Genomic DNA, 15,964 nt, shown 5'->3' on the forward strand with positions numbered 1-15,964 from the left:
GTCTATTTCGGTAGCTTTCCTATAAAGCTACGCCCCGGTCAAAAGACCTGCCAATCACCTTCGTTTTTTTAAACATTCTCGTAAGAGAAAGGATTTGGTATATGGGCACAACCATACAAAAACTCGCTGAATCGGTGAGCCTAATTGCATCTGCACAAACGTGGATCGAGGGCAAAGCGACTCAGCAATTGATTAAAACATCACAACTAAACGACATGCTGCACGTAGCAGGCATGCCAGATTTGCACCCAGGGCGAGGCTATCCCATTGGTGCAGCGTTTTTTACAAGAAACACTTTGTACCCTGCGCTGGTCGGCAACGATATTGGCTGTGGTATGGGCCTTTGGCAAACGTCAGTAAAACTAGCCAAAGTGAATGTAGAAAAATTAGCTAAGCGGCTCATAGATGTCGAAGACCCTTTGGACAGTACATGGGATGCGGAAATTGCCACTTTAAAACGGCAAAAACGCATTGAAACAGATGACTATGACAAGGCGCTGGGCACCATAGGAGGAGGGAATCACTTTGCGGAATTTCAAGCGATTGATGATGTTGTTGACGAGGCGACATTTGCAGCCCTTGGACTAGATAAGTCTCGATTACAGTTGCTAGTGCATTCGGGGTCGCGCGGTTTAGGGCAATCCATCTTGGTAGACCATGTGAGTCGATTTAGTCACAACGGCTTAAAGCCGCCTGACAGCGACTTTAGCGATTATCTCGAGAAGCATGACGAAGCCGTTAGGTGGGCAGAACTGAATCGAGATCTGATAGCAAAGCGCTTTTTACAAGCGATCCGCGAATCGGGTCAACCGATTCTGGATGTGAATCACAACCTCGTTGTTCCTAAGTCTATTGATGGACAACAGGGCTGGTTGCATCGCAAAGGTGCGACGCCGAGTGACCAAGGATGTGTGGTGATTCCCGGTTCGAGAGGTGACTTTAGCTATCTAGTTAGACCTTGCGCGCTGGGTAAATCGCACGATGTCAGCCTATTTTCTCTTGCTCATGGCGCGGGCAGAAAATGGCAACGTGGTGACTGCCAAGGGCGGTTAAGTCATAAGTACAAAAAAGAAGATTTACTGCGCACAGCATTAGGTAGCCGAGTGATCTGTGGCAACAAAGAACTTTTGTACGACGAAGCCCCTCAGGCTTACAAAAAGTGTGCGTCTGTAGTGGGTGATTTGGTAGACGCTGGGCTGGTTTCTATTGTTGCGACACTTCGTCCGGTATTGACCTTTAAGACCCAAGGAGAATGTGGCAAATGATGTTACTACAACTCTCCTCGGGACAAGGGCCGATGGAATCGTGCTTTGCCGTGGGTATGGCTGCGCAACACGTTGTGAGGCTCGCGGCAAAAAACGGTATCGAGGCTAGCGAAGTGGAATCGGTAATGGCAGATAAATCGGCCTGTTTTCGCTCTGTTTTACTCAAATTAACGGGAGCGTCAGACGTGTCAGTTAAGACGTTCGCTGAACAATGGAATGGGTCAATGTTGTGGGTATGTCCGAGCCCGTTTAGAACCAATTACAAACGCAAAAATTGGTTTTTTGGTGGTCAAGCGTTCGACCTACCCGTTGTTGAGCACGACGCGGATATCGAGTATCAAACGTGCCGAGCTTCAGGTGCTGGTGGGCAACACGTCAACACCACTGACTCTGCGGTAAGGGCAATACATCTCTCCTCGGGAATCAGTGTTCGGGTGGAATGTGAACGCAGTCAGCATGCTAACAAACGACTGGCGACGGCGTTGTTACTGCGCAAGCTTGAAGAGCAATCGTCTCAACACGAGGCAGCACAAGCTCAAGCGCGATGGACTCAACATTGGTCGCTAGAAAGAGGAAATCCAGTGAAGGTGTTCAAAGGACGCACTTTCACATTGGTTGAATAAAAGGAGATAACCATGATGAATGACATTAAAGGTGCGCTCTTTTAGGTATTAACCTAACGGAGCGCAAAATGAAAAAAGAATCGCGGTTAACAACAGCTTATGGCGAAAATGAATATGGCCTTGCTGATGTGCCTCACAAGTTATCCAGTGTCATGGTCTCTCGCATTTTTAATGGTGACGAGTCCGGCTGCTCTCATTGTTTTCCTCATGGTTATGAGACGTTCAATGCCAAATGGCAAAAGCAGCAAAGGAACTGGAAATCTTATAGAAAAAATCAATGGAAAGTATGTCGCAGCGCGAAAGGGGCTGGGCATCAAGGTGAAAAAAATGACAGTGATTACTGCAGCAATTAAACATGGAAAAGTCAGTATTTCTGCTGATACGCAATTGAATTTCGGTTCAACACAAGTCAATGCGAAATACTTAAACAACTCGAGTAAATTGATTCGAGTCAACAACAGCATTATTGGTGTAACAGGGTGGTCGGCAACTTGCCAAGTGCTTGAGCACTTGGCGAAAGTGCAGCCAGAACGTTTCAAACTGAACTCACGTTGGGAGATTTTCGAAACCTTATTGGGATTACATGAAAAATTCAAAGACGATTATTTTATTGAGACCAACGAAGGTCGTAATCAACCCGTTGAATCCAATCAAATCGATGGAATTATAGTGAATCAACACGGTTTGTTTGAATTTGGCAGTTATCGAGAAGTGCACCAATACGAACACTTCTGGTCAACCGGTTCGGGCCGACGATTTGCATTGGGTGCTATGCACGCTATGTATGATACCTCGGCATCTGCACAAGAAATCGCAGAAGCGGGAGCGAAGGCCGCGGCGGAGTTCGACGACAGTTGCAATCTGCCGCTGAATACAACCGTTATCGATCTCGTTAATACGCACTAAGCCAACATACTTGCCCGCTGTTAAGGCGGGCTAATAGTAACTTCATTTAAGAGGATAGGGTCATGTAATTCCCACTCAGCACAAGGTGAGATATGGATGCAGAGTGCTTCCGGGATCACCGTGCCAATTGAACAGGGCCAGCGTTCGCTGGCGTCCTATAAAAGCGAGTTGGAGTTTTACAATGAAAATTAAATATCCTCGTACCCCGCACCTTTCATGGTCTCCCGGGGTTACGAAAGACGATACCCACCTTCAAGATTTTACTGTTTTTGAGGGTAAGGAGGTCGTCATCACAGAAAAAATGGACGGTGAGAATACCACCATATATCGAGATGCGATTCATGCTCGGTCATTGGATAGCCGCTATCACCCTTCACGAGCTTGGGTTAAAGCGCTTCAAGGAGAGATTGGCTATCGAATTCCCAAAGGGTGGAGAGTGTGCGGTGAAAATTTATATGCAAAGCATTCGATTGATTACCGAACTTTGCCAAGTTATTTTCTGGCTTTTTCCGTTTGGGATGAGGCGAATTTTTGTTTGAGTTGGGACAGAACCAAAGCCTTTCTTTTATCGTTGGGGTTGGTAACGCCAAAAGTCTTATATCAAGGCATAGGATCGCAAAAATTACTGCAGGGTCTGACAATAAACACTGAGACGCAAGAAGGCTATGTCGTGAGGCTAGCGGACTCGTTTCACTATGATACTTTTGCAATAAGTGTGGCCAAGTGGGTAAGAAAGCAGCACGTTAAGACAAGTGCCCATTGGATGCACAATGAAATGATAGTCAATGGCCTGGTTTCTCACTTTGATGATCAAAAGGAGGAGGGGCATGAGTAATTTATGTTTGTGGCTAGACAGCCTAAAAACTCATGGCAAGCCATTATTTGAAGAGTGTCTAAGCTATCTTGGCGATAGTTTTCCATTGCTCAACAAGTTTGAACAAACGGAGCAAGACAGTGAGTGGCATGGCGAAGGCAATGTAGCAATTCATACCAACATGGTGCTACAAGAATTGTATGTACTGCTCGATACCCAAGCTTCATATTTGAATGGAGAGCAACGACAAATACTCATTCTATCTGCGCTACTGCACGATATTGCGAAACCAATAACGACTCGGCGTCGAGATATCAATGGCGTGGAAAGAGTCGTTGCGCCTAAACATGAATTGATAGGTGCAAACTATTTGGCATTGCGTTTGATCAAACTACCTGTTTCTTATCAAGTGGTGTCAACGGTGTTGGGATTGGTTGCATTTCACAATATGCCAAAGATGTTAATCGTGAGAAAACAGCTTGAATTCAGTGACTTTTTTAGCTTGGCGTGCAAAGCCGATCTTGCGCTTCTGTATTGGTTGGAAGTCGCTGACATGCGTGGTAGAGAATGTGCTGACTTCGACTTACAAATGGAGTTGTTGCATCAATATCGTTTGTTTGTTGAAGACTACGCACTGTGGCATGTAGAGCAGCCTCAACTTCCTTTGTTGGCGCAGATCCAGGCTTTTACTGACGAAAGCCGACAAACATTCTTAGAGTGCTATGCAATCAATCAACTTGCCACAGGCAGCGTGTGCACTGTGCAAGAGGCCATCGCAAAAAACTTTGAATCATGCCAGCAGTACAGCCACTTTTACATTACATGTGGTATTAGCGGTAGCGGCAAAACAACTTGGGTCGAAAACAATCTACCCGATTTTGAGAAGATTTCATTGGATGATATGCGGGCCAAGATAAACGGTAAACGCGAAAGCCAAAAGCGTCGTGGACAAGTGTTACAGCATGCCAAAAAAGCGCTGAAGTGCGCGCTAGCAAACAAACAGAATGTGGTTTGGGATGCCACAAATTTGCGCAGTGATTTTCGCGAGGCTTTGTGTTTAATTGGAAAGCAATACGGCGCTTTGACTACGTTAGTCGTATTCCAGATAGAGGAAAAGCAGATACGGCATAATAACCAATGCCGTGCCTATGCGGTAAGTGATGATGTGATTTCCAAACAGATTAAACACTTCGAATGGCCATGGAAGACTGAGGCTCATCGCACTATAGTGGTGGGAAACAGTGGTGAAACAATCTCGTCGTACGGAAGCTTTTAGCCACAAAAAGTGTTCAACATTTTCTAAGTCGCGCCCCCAGAAGGGGGCGTTTTTCAAATCGTGTGTGCCGTACTTCGATTATTAAAAAGGAGGGTTATCGGCAGGCTATAAGCGAAGGCGATAATAGCTCCAGATGTCATCATCGTTAAGTCATAGACGCACTGCGCTATGGCACTTGTAATATAAACATCTGACGTAAAGTAAAAAGGCAAATAACTGAAATAGGAGAGAATATACAACCACCTTCCCCAATTCCTAGTCATCCACATTCCAACATACGCCCCGAGCATGATAAAAAGTGAAAAGCAGGCATATACCAGTTCAAATGTCTGATTTGGAAACACACTTTCAGAGGACAATGAATCTGCGAATTCGTAAATTTGATATACGCTTTCTGAGGTATAAATGAAATCAATCGTTCCGCCGAGGACAAGCAAAGCAATGTTGAATGCTATTAATAATTTAAAGTGGATTATTGTCATTATTTTGTATTTTTGCCGTTGAACTGGCTTCAGCTTTGACTATCTCAAACAGAAGATCGACCTTTTTGTGTAGTTGTTTGTTTCTTTCATGGCTGCCTATTAGGAGTATTGATGTTATGGGGATAAAAAAGTAAATCGCCTCTTTGCCCGAAATATCGGGTAGAAATAACACTACCATTATAAAGACCACAAATAGGGCGATGGATATCATTGGGCTATCTAGTGGGGATGGTTTCATGTTTTCGAACGCCTCTATTTGTTTTACTTTCGAATAGATAGCTTGATGGGTGGCTTCGCTGTTTTTCATTTTATTCTCCTTCCTTGTGGTGCGAGAAAGCGCTGTTACTATCAATAATCTGCGAATCCTTACTCGGCTTATTGCTTTGGTTTCAGGATTTGTACCCAAGTTGCGTACAGGCAGGCACCAACAATACCCCCATCAATAACGCCGATGGCTGTATGCACAGCAAACTCAGATAAACGAGCTGATTCATGAAACACATTGGCGAATAAGACGAAACTGCTAATACAGGCCGTATAAATCAGTATGCCAGTCCAAAAATGGCCTCTGTATGATTTATCACGATTATTAACGACGGTATAAACATACCAAACAAGCAATATTGCCAACCCGGCTATGCCACTGCCATATTGATTCCATTTATACAGCGGCAGAGAAAGTACTTCTCGATGCCAGAATGTACTGTTGACGACAAATACGCCGTAAGAGTGACTGGTCGCGTCCCAAAGTATATGACTATATGCGCCAATCAACACACCAAGTGCTATTGTCAAACGAGGCGTTCTCTTCGATGACGATGCTCGATGGGGTAAATGTAGGAAGCTGAGAGTCGGCTTTTCTATATATAGGTACCACAGTGTCAGTATTAGTAGTGATGGAAGGAAACAGTAGACTAAAACGCCCAATATAGAATGACCTGGGGCTTCAGTTGGTGTCAGTGACAAAAGATAAGGAAAGTCAGGAGACATGCTGCCTACCGCTACTGCGGCGATTGGGATTCTTCCCCGTGAGGCCAAAGACAAAGGTAGAGATACGACAGCGTGTGAAAACGTGTATGGCATTGTAAATCGTCTATAAAAAAGCCGCGTTATGCAACGTCAACGTGAAATCTCCGCTCGAGTGAATTGCTCGAATAGTATTTTTTTCGAACATTCACTAATGCATCTGCAGTCAATTACTCGATAGGACAAACAACTAAGAAATTGCTATCGACTCAAAAAAGCCTCTCTATTCCCATAGACTCGTAGCATATTGCGTCGATTACAACTTTTTATTTAAATAATATTGATTTGGGTTGCCGATTTTTACGGTCTGTTGACAATAATGGGAAGCCGCATTTAGAAGTCAGCCTTTTGTATAAATCACTACAACCATTCATTACAGGTCGATAACAAAATCAGGTAAACGAATCGTAAAACGCTATTACGTCCACATCATAATATATGACACTTCGCAGTTATTAGTTTTGTTTTTAATTCGAATAAAGATTTCTTTGTTTGTTGCTATGGAAGTCAGCAGGCCGGAATAGATTTCTTCAAACAAAACGTGGTTAGAATGCAGGGTGAGAAATTGCCCTTCAATTAATGTACAGTCCAATGATTGTGTCGAGACCTTCGGTTTGATAAGAACTCTACCATCGGAATATCCGGAGACATACAGTCGTTCTATTATGTTTGTGGCCTTTCCTTTACACCCGTCTGGAGTGCAACTATTGGCATGCAAAAAACCAGAAAATAGAGTTAGTGCGGCGAATATAAATCTCATTGAAATAGTCCTTAAAAAGCAGTTTTCCGTTATTTCCGACTACCAAAAAAATGGTCGTCCTAGCTTTTGTTTAAGCCCTCTTGATGGAGGGCATATTTTAGTTCATATGTAGATTACTTTAGAATTTTGATGTACCTAACCACTGTGCCAGAATGCAAACACTCGTCTGTTTCATAGCCAACGATAACAGTTTTGTTCTGCGCGTGAGCTGCAAGTGATATTGAAAGAAAATGTTCGGCTAACGTATCTGAGCTATCCAATCTAAAAAGTTTATTAGCTGGGCATGTGGTATTTGGTATGCCCTCTTTGGTTTCAATAAAGACAGACTTAGTGTTTCGGCTCATTCCTACGTTTTCAATAGTGAAAATGCTCTCCGCAGAATGGGAAATTGCGCTGATACCTGTTAGAAAAATAAAAGCTAGTTGTTTTTTCATACGACCCTGTATTTGAAGTTGAAAAATCCTTTTGGGGCAGTGTAATAAGAAACGGATTTATTGAAAAGCGGTTTTACTATGCGCACAGCAAACTACAGTCTTTTGTCATTTATAAGCTGTGGCACTCAATGTGACGCAACGTTATTGCCCGATAAACTAACATCTTAATAACTCTATCCCCTGTTCTCAGCAGCCTGGATTCTAGTTGAGGGAATCTTGTTATGTAGTCTAAAACCATTCGTGCATAGCTATCCTTATCATCGGATTTCCAAGTACCCTCGGCGAAGCAGTGATAAACGTGGCAAGCTTGGTTGAGTAAAAATGAAAGGTTTGTTGCATTTTCTCCTTCTAGCCCAAGGTCATATTGTACTTCACGCCAACCATCGTTTTTGGGGTGTTGCCAATTGTTCATGTGACTCCCTGCCTTCTAATTATCGCAGAGCTAAACAGTTTACTTGGGATGTTGAAAAACGCCCTCTGGTGAGGGCGATACTTCATAGATGGCTTTCCAAAACTGATGTGAAAAGCTGATTTAGCCTATCGAACTCGATCTCTCTGGAATCTGGAGCCGGCGGATTTTCGGTATGCCTTGCGAGCTCAGAAGCGATAAAGGCGTTGAGTTCAGGCACGGCCGGCGCATATTCCTTTTCTAGGCTAACCTTTTTGCGCGCAAGTAAGTCGGATATCGCCCTATCGAGGGCTTCATCTTCTGATACCAAGGCCCGAAGCTTGGCAAACTCAATTGGTGCTGGTTCGTCATACTTTTCTATCCATTGAATCGCTAACAATGGCCTAAGTACATAAAAGTATTTTTTAAGCGGGACGACGTCCTTTTTTAAGTACTCTCGGAAGTTACCCTTTGCCATATGCAAGTAGTGATAAATTCCCCTTTGAGACGAGGCAACACTGGGTAACAATTGTCTGGCATGCGTCGCGAAATGTCCTCTATCCAAGTACACGATGGGCGACTGAATCCATTCGATGAATGCCGGATTGGATTTCCAGAATAGCTTCAGTGCCTTTCTAACATCCCATCCATTGATATCGATTTCATCGACAATCGGGTATTCGATTACGTCGCGTTTATCTTCCACATCCAAAGTGAGATACCAGTCTTTTTGACGTGCATAGATAAAGCGCACATCATAGTCACTGTTGGGACTTGCGAACCCCCATGCTCGGCTACCCGATTCCACTGCAAGTAGCACTTTCACGTTGTGCTGCTTCTCAGCCAATGCAATTCGTTTTAATACCTCCTCACGTACTGTGTCAGGTATCGCTGCGGAGTGTGTTTTCGTTTCCATATCGTTTTCATGACAACGTCATGACTCCATTTTAATGTCTCTAGTTTATTGGTGTTGCTCTTTGAGGTAGGCTCGAATTTCATCGATTTCTTTCACCCGAATCCATTCACCAATCGCTTCCCCTGTTTTACCCATATTGATGGCTTCACGCGCAGCCGCTTTCTTGTCGAATCTCATCAAACACTCAACCAGCGCCTTGGCAAAATCTGCCTGCGGATAGGCCGTATTGACCATCGTTGGCCCTCTACCTTGTACATCGCAGATACAGGCGTTAAGGACTTGCTCTAGCCTTAAAGGCTGAGCAATTGCATCCAACTTCGTCACCAATAACTTATGCAGTTTCTTAGGTGTAAGACTAAAAATCCGATGACATCGCGTATGATTATCACTCATCATTATGGCTATTTGGGTAAGGTAGTTCGGCAGCTTCAAACGCCGACAAAATGCCTTGATGACCTCAACCCCTTCTTGTTCATGTCCGGCTAGACGGCCATGGGTTTTGTAGCTCGAAGCCTTGCCGAAGTCATGAGTCAGTGCTGCAAAACGGGTGGATAGGTCAAAGCCCAACTCTGCCGCTCGCTTTACCACTAACATGGTATGGGTAAATACATCCCCCTCTGGATGATATTCAGCGGGTTGCGGAATACCCACCATAGCTTCAAGTTCGGGAAACACACCAAAACCCAGCAGTATTTCGAAATACAGATGCGGGTGAGGTTCCATCAGCGCTTTTTCGGTTTCCTTCCACACACGCTCGGGGACCAAGTGACTCATCTCGCCGCTGTCACGCAAAGACAACATCAATCTTTGAGTATCAGGGTGTATTTGCCATTCATTGCCATATCTGGCCATGAAACGCGCTACTCTCAAGACCCGCAGTGGATCTTCTGCAAAAGCCTCGGTCGTGTGCCTAAGCATTTTTGCTTGAAGGTCAGCATAGCCATTGTATGGGTCGATGAGTTGCCCGTTGTTATCGAATGCCATAGCGTTGATGGTGAGGTCTCGCCGAGCAAGGTCGTCTTCGAGTGTAACCGAAGGATCGCTTGCGATATCGAAACCGTGATAACCTCTGCCAGATTTTCGCTCTGTACGCGCTAGGGCGTATTCCTCTTTACTCTCTGGGTGCAAAAAGACGGGAAAATCGGCACCAACCGGCTTAAAACCACTGGCCAGCATTGTCTCTGGTGTTTCACCAACAACCACATAGTCGCGGTCTTTGGATGCGATACCCATCAATCGGTCTCGGACCGCGCCGCCAACTAGATAGGTGTTAGATAATGTGCCCATTGTGCTCAATTCCTTGTTTGCATTACATTGGGCTCATTCAAATGGTGAGCCCTATTCCAGTGATACTATCCACAGTGTATCGGACTGCGGTTGTACCGTTATTGATAACCCAGTGATGTGTCTGATGACATCAATGTTTGTCAGGGTATGCGTACTGGGTGCCGTCGTTGTGAATCGCCCGCCGTCTGCCGCAGCCATTAAAAGCAGCAATTGATCAGCCAAGTGTTCTTCAACAATCGCACCTGACTGCTGCCATTTTTTAACGCGTCCCGCGCACCGTTTCCCGATGTTTTCAGCACTTACGCCGACTTCGCCTGTCACTTCAAACACATTCGTATGGGTTTTCGCGTTCACATGAATTTGAAAACTGTTGCCCGGCCCTGGTGTTTTCACTTGCTCAACCGTAGCTTTTGCCGTACCCCAAGAAAGTGACTTTCGCGCCGCTAGAATTTCTCGTTCACCTATCTTACTTTGTAGCCCGCTCACTATTGCTTTGAGTGCGCTATTCGCCTCAATATCAGAATGCAGTGTTTCACCATCAAAAAGGTCTAGTTTGTTCACTTGGGACGTCGGTTCAATGTGTATTTGCCACTTCCCGCCGCCCGCGGGATAAAACCCCAGCGATGTCACTTCGACTTTGCACGCAATTCCGGCTCGTTTAAGCAGCGGTAAAAACGCTTCAGTAAAAAAACACAGCGACGGCGACATACCATTGTGTGTGCCGCCTTCAAAGGACACCTTTGATGGACCGTCGGCCATTCCCAATGCCAGCAAAATGGTCTGGCATACTAAAACTGTGCTGCCTGCCGAACCAATCGCAAAATGATAGTTGCCCGCTTTTACCTGATTGGGCGCAAAGCGAATTCCCGTTGAACCTAACTCGGCTCCGTCGAGTATCGCATCACAGATTTGCTGCGCGGCCATTACCGATGTGAGGTGTTGGCGCATCAATCCGGGTTTTTGGCGATTCGCTCGAATGTTCTTAATTTCAATAGGTGTTTGGGTCAGCATCGACAAGGTCAATGCTGACCGTAACACTTGACCGCCGCCTTCTCCTTGCGCGCCGTCAATGATTAGGTATTCCATCTTCTATCCTTTTACACACACGATTTGCTTGAGGGTGTATACCACTTCAACCAAGTCTTGTTGCGCTTCCATGACTTTCTCAATGTCTTTGTAAGCGTGAGGGATTTCATCGATCACCGATGCATCTTTTCTGCACTCTACACCTTGTGTTGCATCGATCTGGTCTTGAATATTAAACACTTTTTTCGCTTTGGTACGGGACATAACGCGTCCCGCGCCATGGCTACAACTATTAAAGCTCTCTGGGTTACCCAGCCCTCTCACAATGAATGAGCGCTCACCCATACTACCTGGAATAATGCCCATCTCACCTGCTTGTGCTCTCACCGCGCCTTTACGCGTTACATAGCAGTCCTTTCCAAAATGATGCTCCCGTGAGATGTAGTTGTGATGGCAGTTTACCGCCAAATCGGCTGTCGAAAAGGGTTTGGTAATCTGCTTACGCAACGCCGAGATAGCATTGATCATCATAATCTCTCGGTTCTTTTTGGCAAAATCCTGGGCCCATTCAACGGCTTCAACATAGTCATCAAAGTATTCACTACCCTCTTCCAAATAGGCCAAATCCATATCGGGAAGGTTGATTTGGTGACGCTGCATTTCTTTTTTGGCCAGCTCGATAAAATAGGTACCGATTCGGTTTCCTACGCCGCGAGAGCCTGAATGCAACATGATCCATACCGCATCATGTTCATCCAAACACAATTCCAAAAAGTGATTCCCCGTCCCCATCGTACCCAAGTGATTGACGTGGTTACTCTTTTTTATCGCTGGATGTTTTTCACAAATTCGTTCAAACCGCGCTTCCAGTTTTGCCCATTCTCCTGCGACAACATCCGGAATGTTGTACCATGCACCGCGGTCTCGTTGCCCTCTGCCTCTCGACGTTCTACCGTGAGGCACCGCGGCTTCAAACGCATGACGGATACCTGACAAATTGTCGGGCAAATCGCTTGCTGTCAGCGTGGTTTTGGTTGCGACCATACCACACCCTATGTCAACGCCTACTGCTGCTGGGATCACCGCATCAACAGAGGGAATCACACTACCAATGGTGGCACCTTTACCCATGTGGACATCCGGCATAACCGCAATATGAGAGTGTACAAGTGGCATGCTGGCGATATTCTCAAGTTGTTGCTTTGCTTCAGGCTCGAATGGCACGCCTTTGGTCCAAGCTTTGATAGGCGCATGGCCTGTTTTTTCAATTAGGTTGTATTTCGTCATTCTCATTTATCCTTTTGATTGGCTGATAGATAAGCAGTGCACCAGGCACTGCTTGGGTTTAGGCAATCTTTACTACCCCATTCATCAGCCCTTCCAAGCCACCGTATACGGTTAGGCTTTCAATTTTGTCGGCAACTTTTTCCAGTGCCTCTAGCTCTTTTAAGCGCATCAGTGTTGGATTGTTTTCCATAACCTTAGCGGTATTGTGTAAGCTTCTCGTCGCGGATGTTTCTTCACGACGTTTGATTACGTTGGCCTCAGCGGCTTTTTGCGCCTCAACCACTTGGTTGAGAATCGCCTTCATTTCACCGGGCAAAATAATATCTTTCACACCGACAGCCCTTAAGTTTATTCCCACATTGGCTAATTGGGTTGCAACGAGCTCTTTTACGGTTTCATTCACATACAGTTTGTCGATTAGGATATCGTCGAGCGTTTTTGTCCCAACCGCTTCCCTAAGCGCCAGCTGCAGTGTCTTGTAGACGTAGTCTTCAAGCTTATCCACACTCCTTGCAGCCAATTGCGCATCGTCCAATTTGATGCTGGCGCTGAGATTAATCCGCAAGCTCACCCTGTCTTTACTCAGGATCTCTTGTCCGGATACTTCGAGCATCTGAGTTCTGCAGTCAAACGACTTTACTTCTATCGTGTCATTGAACTGCCAAAACCCATGATGCCCCGGTTCGAGTTTGCGTATGTAACGCCCGTTGATATACAACAGCCCAACATGCTCTTTTGCCACCACGATTTCTGCTATTGGCTTAACCGCCGTTGTTCGCTCACTTCTTATCAAACGTGTGGCGGTATTAGCACCAGCACGATTAACTAAAAACATTAATTTACTGTCGACATCGAGGTGTTCATCAATTTGAACGCGTTCAAGTTGATAGTCTCCTGCATCTGTCCACAAATACAGGTTTTCTCCGGGTGCCACTATGCCCCGCAACATTCCATCGACGAATAACAAGCCCGCCTCATTGGCAGCCAACGACCAATGGGTAATGTGTTCGTGTAGAACCGCATTTTGACGATAAAGCCGTTCGGTATTTTTCTCAGAAAAATACACGTTGTTAATGTCAAAACTGATGAATTCATATTCATTTTTTAAGTCGAAAAACTTGTGGTTTCCCGGCGTCAGCACGCTCACTAATTGTTGATTTTTAAACGCAAGCACGCGTTGGTTTTCAGCGATTTTTACGGTTTTGCCGAAAAGTGTATTCAGTATCATGGTTAAACTCCTTTTTCTTCCTCACCTTGTGCGAGGATGTTGATAAGGGACGCTAACGTCGTTCAGCCAGGCCTTGGGTTTCATCGTATCGGGGAGCTTCCTGCTTGCCGATACGCATTCACCAGTGGCGTAGTTGAACAAGGGGTCAGTGCCGCTTATCAACCTTGTTATCTCTTTACATGTTTTAAGGGTGGGACTCGAACCCACAACCAACGAATTAAATGTTCGCTACTCTACCTATTTGAGTTACCTAAAGAGGAGGATTCGAACCTCCTAATTGCTTGGAACAATCTCCTATCCAAAGGACAATTTGGCGATTAAGGTGGGAATTGAACCCACGACCTGCGAAGTCATTTCGCCGCTCTTTCCAATTGAGCTACTCAATCGATTCGTTAACCAAGGCATACACAGTCACAGTGTTCAGTGCACCGGTGTGATAGTTTGAATCACAACCATATTGGCAACACCCTATCTATTACAAGTGATGTGCCAAGGTATGAAATTATTAGGAAAATTATTTTTATGTTAATGAATTTGTTGGTTTATTTTGTTTTTTGGTGAGTTTTTTAATAAGTGTTTTGAGTTGATTAGTAACTTAAAATATACTCATATTTATACGGATTTATCTATTAGGATATATTGATTTGAAGAAGACAGTGGCGGTAAGTTTAATCGGAACCCAGCTCGACTATGTCGGGAAGCGAGCAGACCGTTGGGCTAAATGGCGACCTAATGTAAGCCTATGTAGCCAAGATGACCTGGTTATCGATGAACTTCACATGATTCACGATAATCACAGTGAGCGCCTTGCAAACAATATCGCTGTCGACATAGAGAGTGTGTCGCCGGAAACTTGCACTACCTTACATACTGTCAACTTCGCCAACCCTTGGGATTTTGAGGAAGTTTACGCCAAACTATACGACTGGTGTCATCAACAAGAATTCGACACAGATAGCAATGATTACCTGTTTCATATCACTACTGGCACTCATGTCGTGCAGATATGTGCGTTCCTACTCACGGAAAGCCGACACTTTCCCGGCCGTCTCATTCAAACCTCACCTGATAGAAATAATCCAAACCGTTCAATCGGTCATGTTCAAATTATCGACTTGGATTTATCAAAGTACGACCAATTGGCGTCGCGCTTTGATATTGAGCATCAGGAAGGTAAAGACTTTCTAAAAGGCGGCATAGCCACTAAGAATAAGGCCTTTAACCAATTGATTGCGCAAATTGAGAAGGTCGCGATTCGTTCTACCGATCCAATGTTGCTTACCGGTCCAACGGGCGCAGGCAAAAGTCAGTTGGCAACGCGTATTTTTCAATTGAAGAAGCGTCGCGATATGCTCAAAGGCGATTTAGTATCGGTAAACTGTGCCACGCTGCGTGGTGAAAACGCGATGGCAGCACTGTTTGGGCATACCAAAGGCGCGTTTACAGGTGCACAGAAGGAACGCGATGGTTATTTGCTGACGGCCAATCAAGGCGTACTGTTTTTAGATGAAATTGGTGAGCTTGGATTAGAAGAGCAGGCCATGTTGTTGCATGCTATTGAGAACAAAACCTTCTATCCCGTCGGCAGTGACAAAGCACTACAGAGTGATTTTCAGCTGATTGCGGGTACCAATCGCAATCTTCAGCACGAGATTCAAAACGGTCGATTCAGAGAGGATTTGTTCGCGCGTATTAATATGTGGACTTATGAACTCCCGGCACTGAAAGATCGCAAGGAAGATATCCCGGCCAATATCGATTTTGAGCTGTCTTTGTATGCTCAAAAGATGGGTGAAAATGTACGTTTTAACAAAGAAGCTAGAGCCCAATTTGAGCGCTTTGCAACGTCAAATGACGCAACATGGCAAGGCAACTTTAGAGATTTAAGCTCTGCCATTACACGGTTATGTACATTAGCTGACTCATCGCGTATTGCCGTTGGTGATGTTGACCTAGAGATGTCGCGACTACGACGTTTGTGGCATTCGTCAAACGCACGTTATGGCGACAATTCTCTTGAATCTTACCTGTCAGTTCAGCAGATTGAAAACATCGACAATTTTGACCAGTACCAGCTGAGCTATGTACTCAGGGTGTGTCGAGAACACAAAAGTATGGCCTCGGCAGGACGCGCGCTATTCAATGTGAGTCGTACTAAGAAAGCCCAAGCCAACGATTCTTCGAGACTACAAAAATACCTCGCGAAGTTTGGTTTAAAATGGGCTGATGTAAACAGCTGAGCTGCG

Annotated in this window: 16 protein-coding genes and 2 tRNA genes; 7 read left to right on the forward strand and 11 right to left on the reverse strand. The window is 45.1% G+C overall.

Translation table 11 applies throughout. From position 1 onward, the window contains the following. Positions 1-101: 101 nt before the first annotated feature. The 6 genes from AC27G9_RS13715 to AC27G9_RS13740 all read left to right on the forward strand — a co-directional run bounded on the left by AC27G9_RS13715 (position 102) and on the right by AC27G9_RS13740 (position 4,884). Entirely contained in the window at positions 102-1,265 is a 1,164-nt protein-coding gene (locus AC27G9_RS13715) for an RNA ligase RtcB family protein (RefSeq protein ID WP_487074996.1), read from the forward strand. Beyond that, on the forward strand, positions 1,262-1,888 hold the full coding sequence (prfH, locus tag AC27G9_RS13720; RefSeq protein WP_487074997.1) for a peptide chain release factor H: 627 nt from the start codon (positions 1,262-1,264) through the stop codon (positions 1,886-1,888). The genes AC27G9_RS13715 and prfH overlap by 4 nt, the downstream gene beginning before the upstream one ends. 68 nt (positions 1,889-1,956) lie before the next feature. Beyond that, positions 1,957-2,241, forward strand: a complete 285-nt coding sequence (locus AC27G9_RS13725; RefSeq protein WP_487074998.1) for a hypothetical protein — start codon at positions 1,957-1,959, stop codon at positions 2,239-2,241. Continuing rightward, positions 2,216-2,794: a hypothetical protein gene (locus AC27G9_RS13730; protein ID WP_487074999.1), complete on the forward strand. Its 579-nt coding sequence runs from the start codon at positions 2,216-2,218 to the stop codon at positions 2,792-2,794. Before AC27G9_RS13725 ends, AC27G9_RS13730 begins: the two co-directional genes overlap by 26 nt. Positions 2,795-2,975: 181 nt before the next feature. Next, on the forward strand, positions 2,976-3,629 hold the full coding sequence (locus AC27G9_RS13735) for an RNA ligase family protein (RefSeq protein ID WP_487075000.1): 654 nt from the start codon (positions 2,976-2,978) through the stop codon (positions 3,627-3,629). Continuing rightward, complete coding sequence (locus AC27G9_RS13740) at positions 3,622-4,884, forward strand: AAA family ATPase (protein WP_487075001.1); 1,263 nt, start codon at positions 3,622-3,624, stop codon at positions 4,882-4,884. The genes AC27G9_RS13735 and AC27G9_RS13740 overlap by 8 nt, the downstream gene beginning before the upstream one ends. 462 nt (positions 4,885-5,346) lie before the next feature. On the opposite strand, the gene AC27G9_RS13745 is transcribed toward AC27G9_RS13740, so the two are convergent. The 11 genes from AC27G9_RS13745 to AC27G9_RS13795 all read right to left on the reverse strand — a co-directional run bounded on the left by AC27G9_RS13745 (position 5,347) and on the right by AC27G9_RS13795 (position 14,104). Next, positions 5,347-5,673: a hypothetical protein gene (locus AC27G9_RS13745; protein WP_487075002.1), complete on the reverse strand. Its 327-nt coding sequence runs from the start codon at positions 5,671-5,673 to the stop codon at positions 5,347-5,349. A 68-nt stretch (positions 5,674-5,741) separates the two neighbouring features. Continuing rightward, positions 5,742-6,449: a DUF4184 family protein gene (locus AC27G9_RS13750; protein ID WP_487075003.1), complete on the reverse strand. Its 708-nt coding sequence runs from the start codon at positions 6,447-6,449 to the stop codon at positions 5,742-5,744. An 816-nt stretch (positions 6,450-7,265) separates the two neighbouring features. After that, positions 7,266-7,586, reverse strand: a complete 321-nt coding sequence (locus AC27G9_RS13755) for a hypothetical protein (RefSeq protein ID WP_487075004.1) — start codon at positions 7,584-7,586, stop codon at positions 7,266-7,268. A gap of 109 nt (positions 7,587-7,695) precedes the next feature. Beyond that, positions 7,696-7,998, reverse strand: a complete 303-nt coding sequence (locus tag AC27G9_RS13760) for a hypothetical protein (RefSeq protein WP_487075005.1) — start codon at positions 7,996-7,998, stop codon at positions 7,696-7,698. Between the two features lie 82 nt (positions 7,999-8,080). After that, positions 8,081-8,890, reverse strand: coding sequence for a nucleotidyltransferase domain-containing protein (locus AC27G9_RS13765; RefSeq protein ID WP_487075006.1), 810 nt, complete (start codon positions 8,888-8,890; stop codon positions 8,081-8,083). A gap of 45 nt (positions 8,891-8,935) precedes the next feature. Continuing rightward, positions 8,936-10,177, reverse strand: a complete 1,242-nt coding sequence (locus AC27G9_RS13770) for a multifunctional CCA addition/repair protein (RefSeq protein ID WP_487075007.1) — start codon at positions 10,175-10,177, stop codon at positions 8,936-8,938. Between the two features lie 51 nt (positions 10,178-10,228). After that, positions 10,229-11,263: an RNA 3'-terminal phosphate cyclase gene (gene rtcA / locus AC27G9_RS13775; protein ID WP_487075008.1), complete on the reverse strand. Its 1,035-nt coding sequence runs from the start codon at positions 11,261-11,263 to the stop codon at positions 10,229-10,231. 3 nt (positions 11,264-11,266) lie between these two features. Then, positions 11,267-12,490 (reverse strand): RtcB family protein, encoded by a 1,224-nt coding sequence (locus AC27G9_RS13780; RefSeq protein WP_487075009.1) that lies wholly within the window; start codon positions 12,488-12,490, stop codon positions 11,267-11,269. A 58-nt stretch (positions 12,491-12,548) separates the two neighbouring features. Next, the gene (locus AC27G9_RS13785) at positions 12,549-13,718 is read right to left on the reverse strand and encodes a slipin family protein (protein WP_487075010.1); all 1,170 of its coding nucleotides are present in this window, start codon (positions 13,716-13,718) and stop codon (positions 12,549-12,551) included. A gap of 182 nt (positions 13,719-13,900) precedes the next feature. Beyond that, a tRNA-Lys gene (locus tag AC27G9_RS13790) sits at positions 13,901-13,974 on the reverse strand. A gap of 55 nt (positions 13,975-14,029) precedes the next feature. Then, a tRNA-Ser gene (locus AC27G9_RS13795) sits at positions 14,030-14,104 on the reverse strand. Between the two features lie 258 nt (positions 14,105-14,362). Here AC27G9_RS13795 and rtcR point away from each other — a divergent pair. Beyond that, positions 14,363-15,958 carry an RNA repair transcriptional activator RtcR gene (rtcR, locus tag AC27G9_RS13800; RefSeq protein WP_487075011.1) on the forward strand — a complete coding sequence of 532 codons (1,596 nt, stop codon included), beginning with the start codon at positions 14,363-14,365 and terminating at the stop codon, positions 15,956-15,958. The last annotated feature ends 6 nt before the right edge of the window (positions 15,959-15,964 follow it).

Source organism: Alteromonas sp. 5NS40-0096 (genome assembly GCF_057544385.1).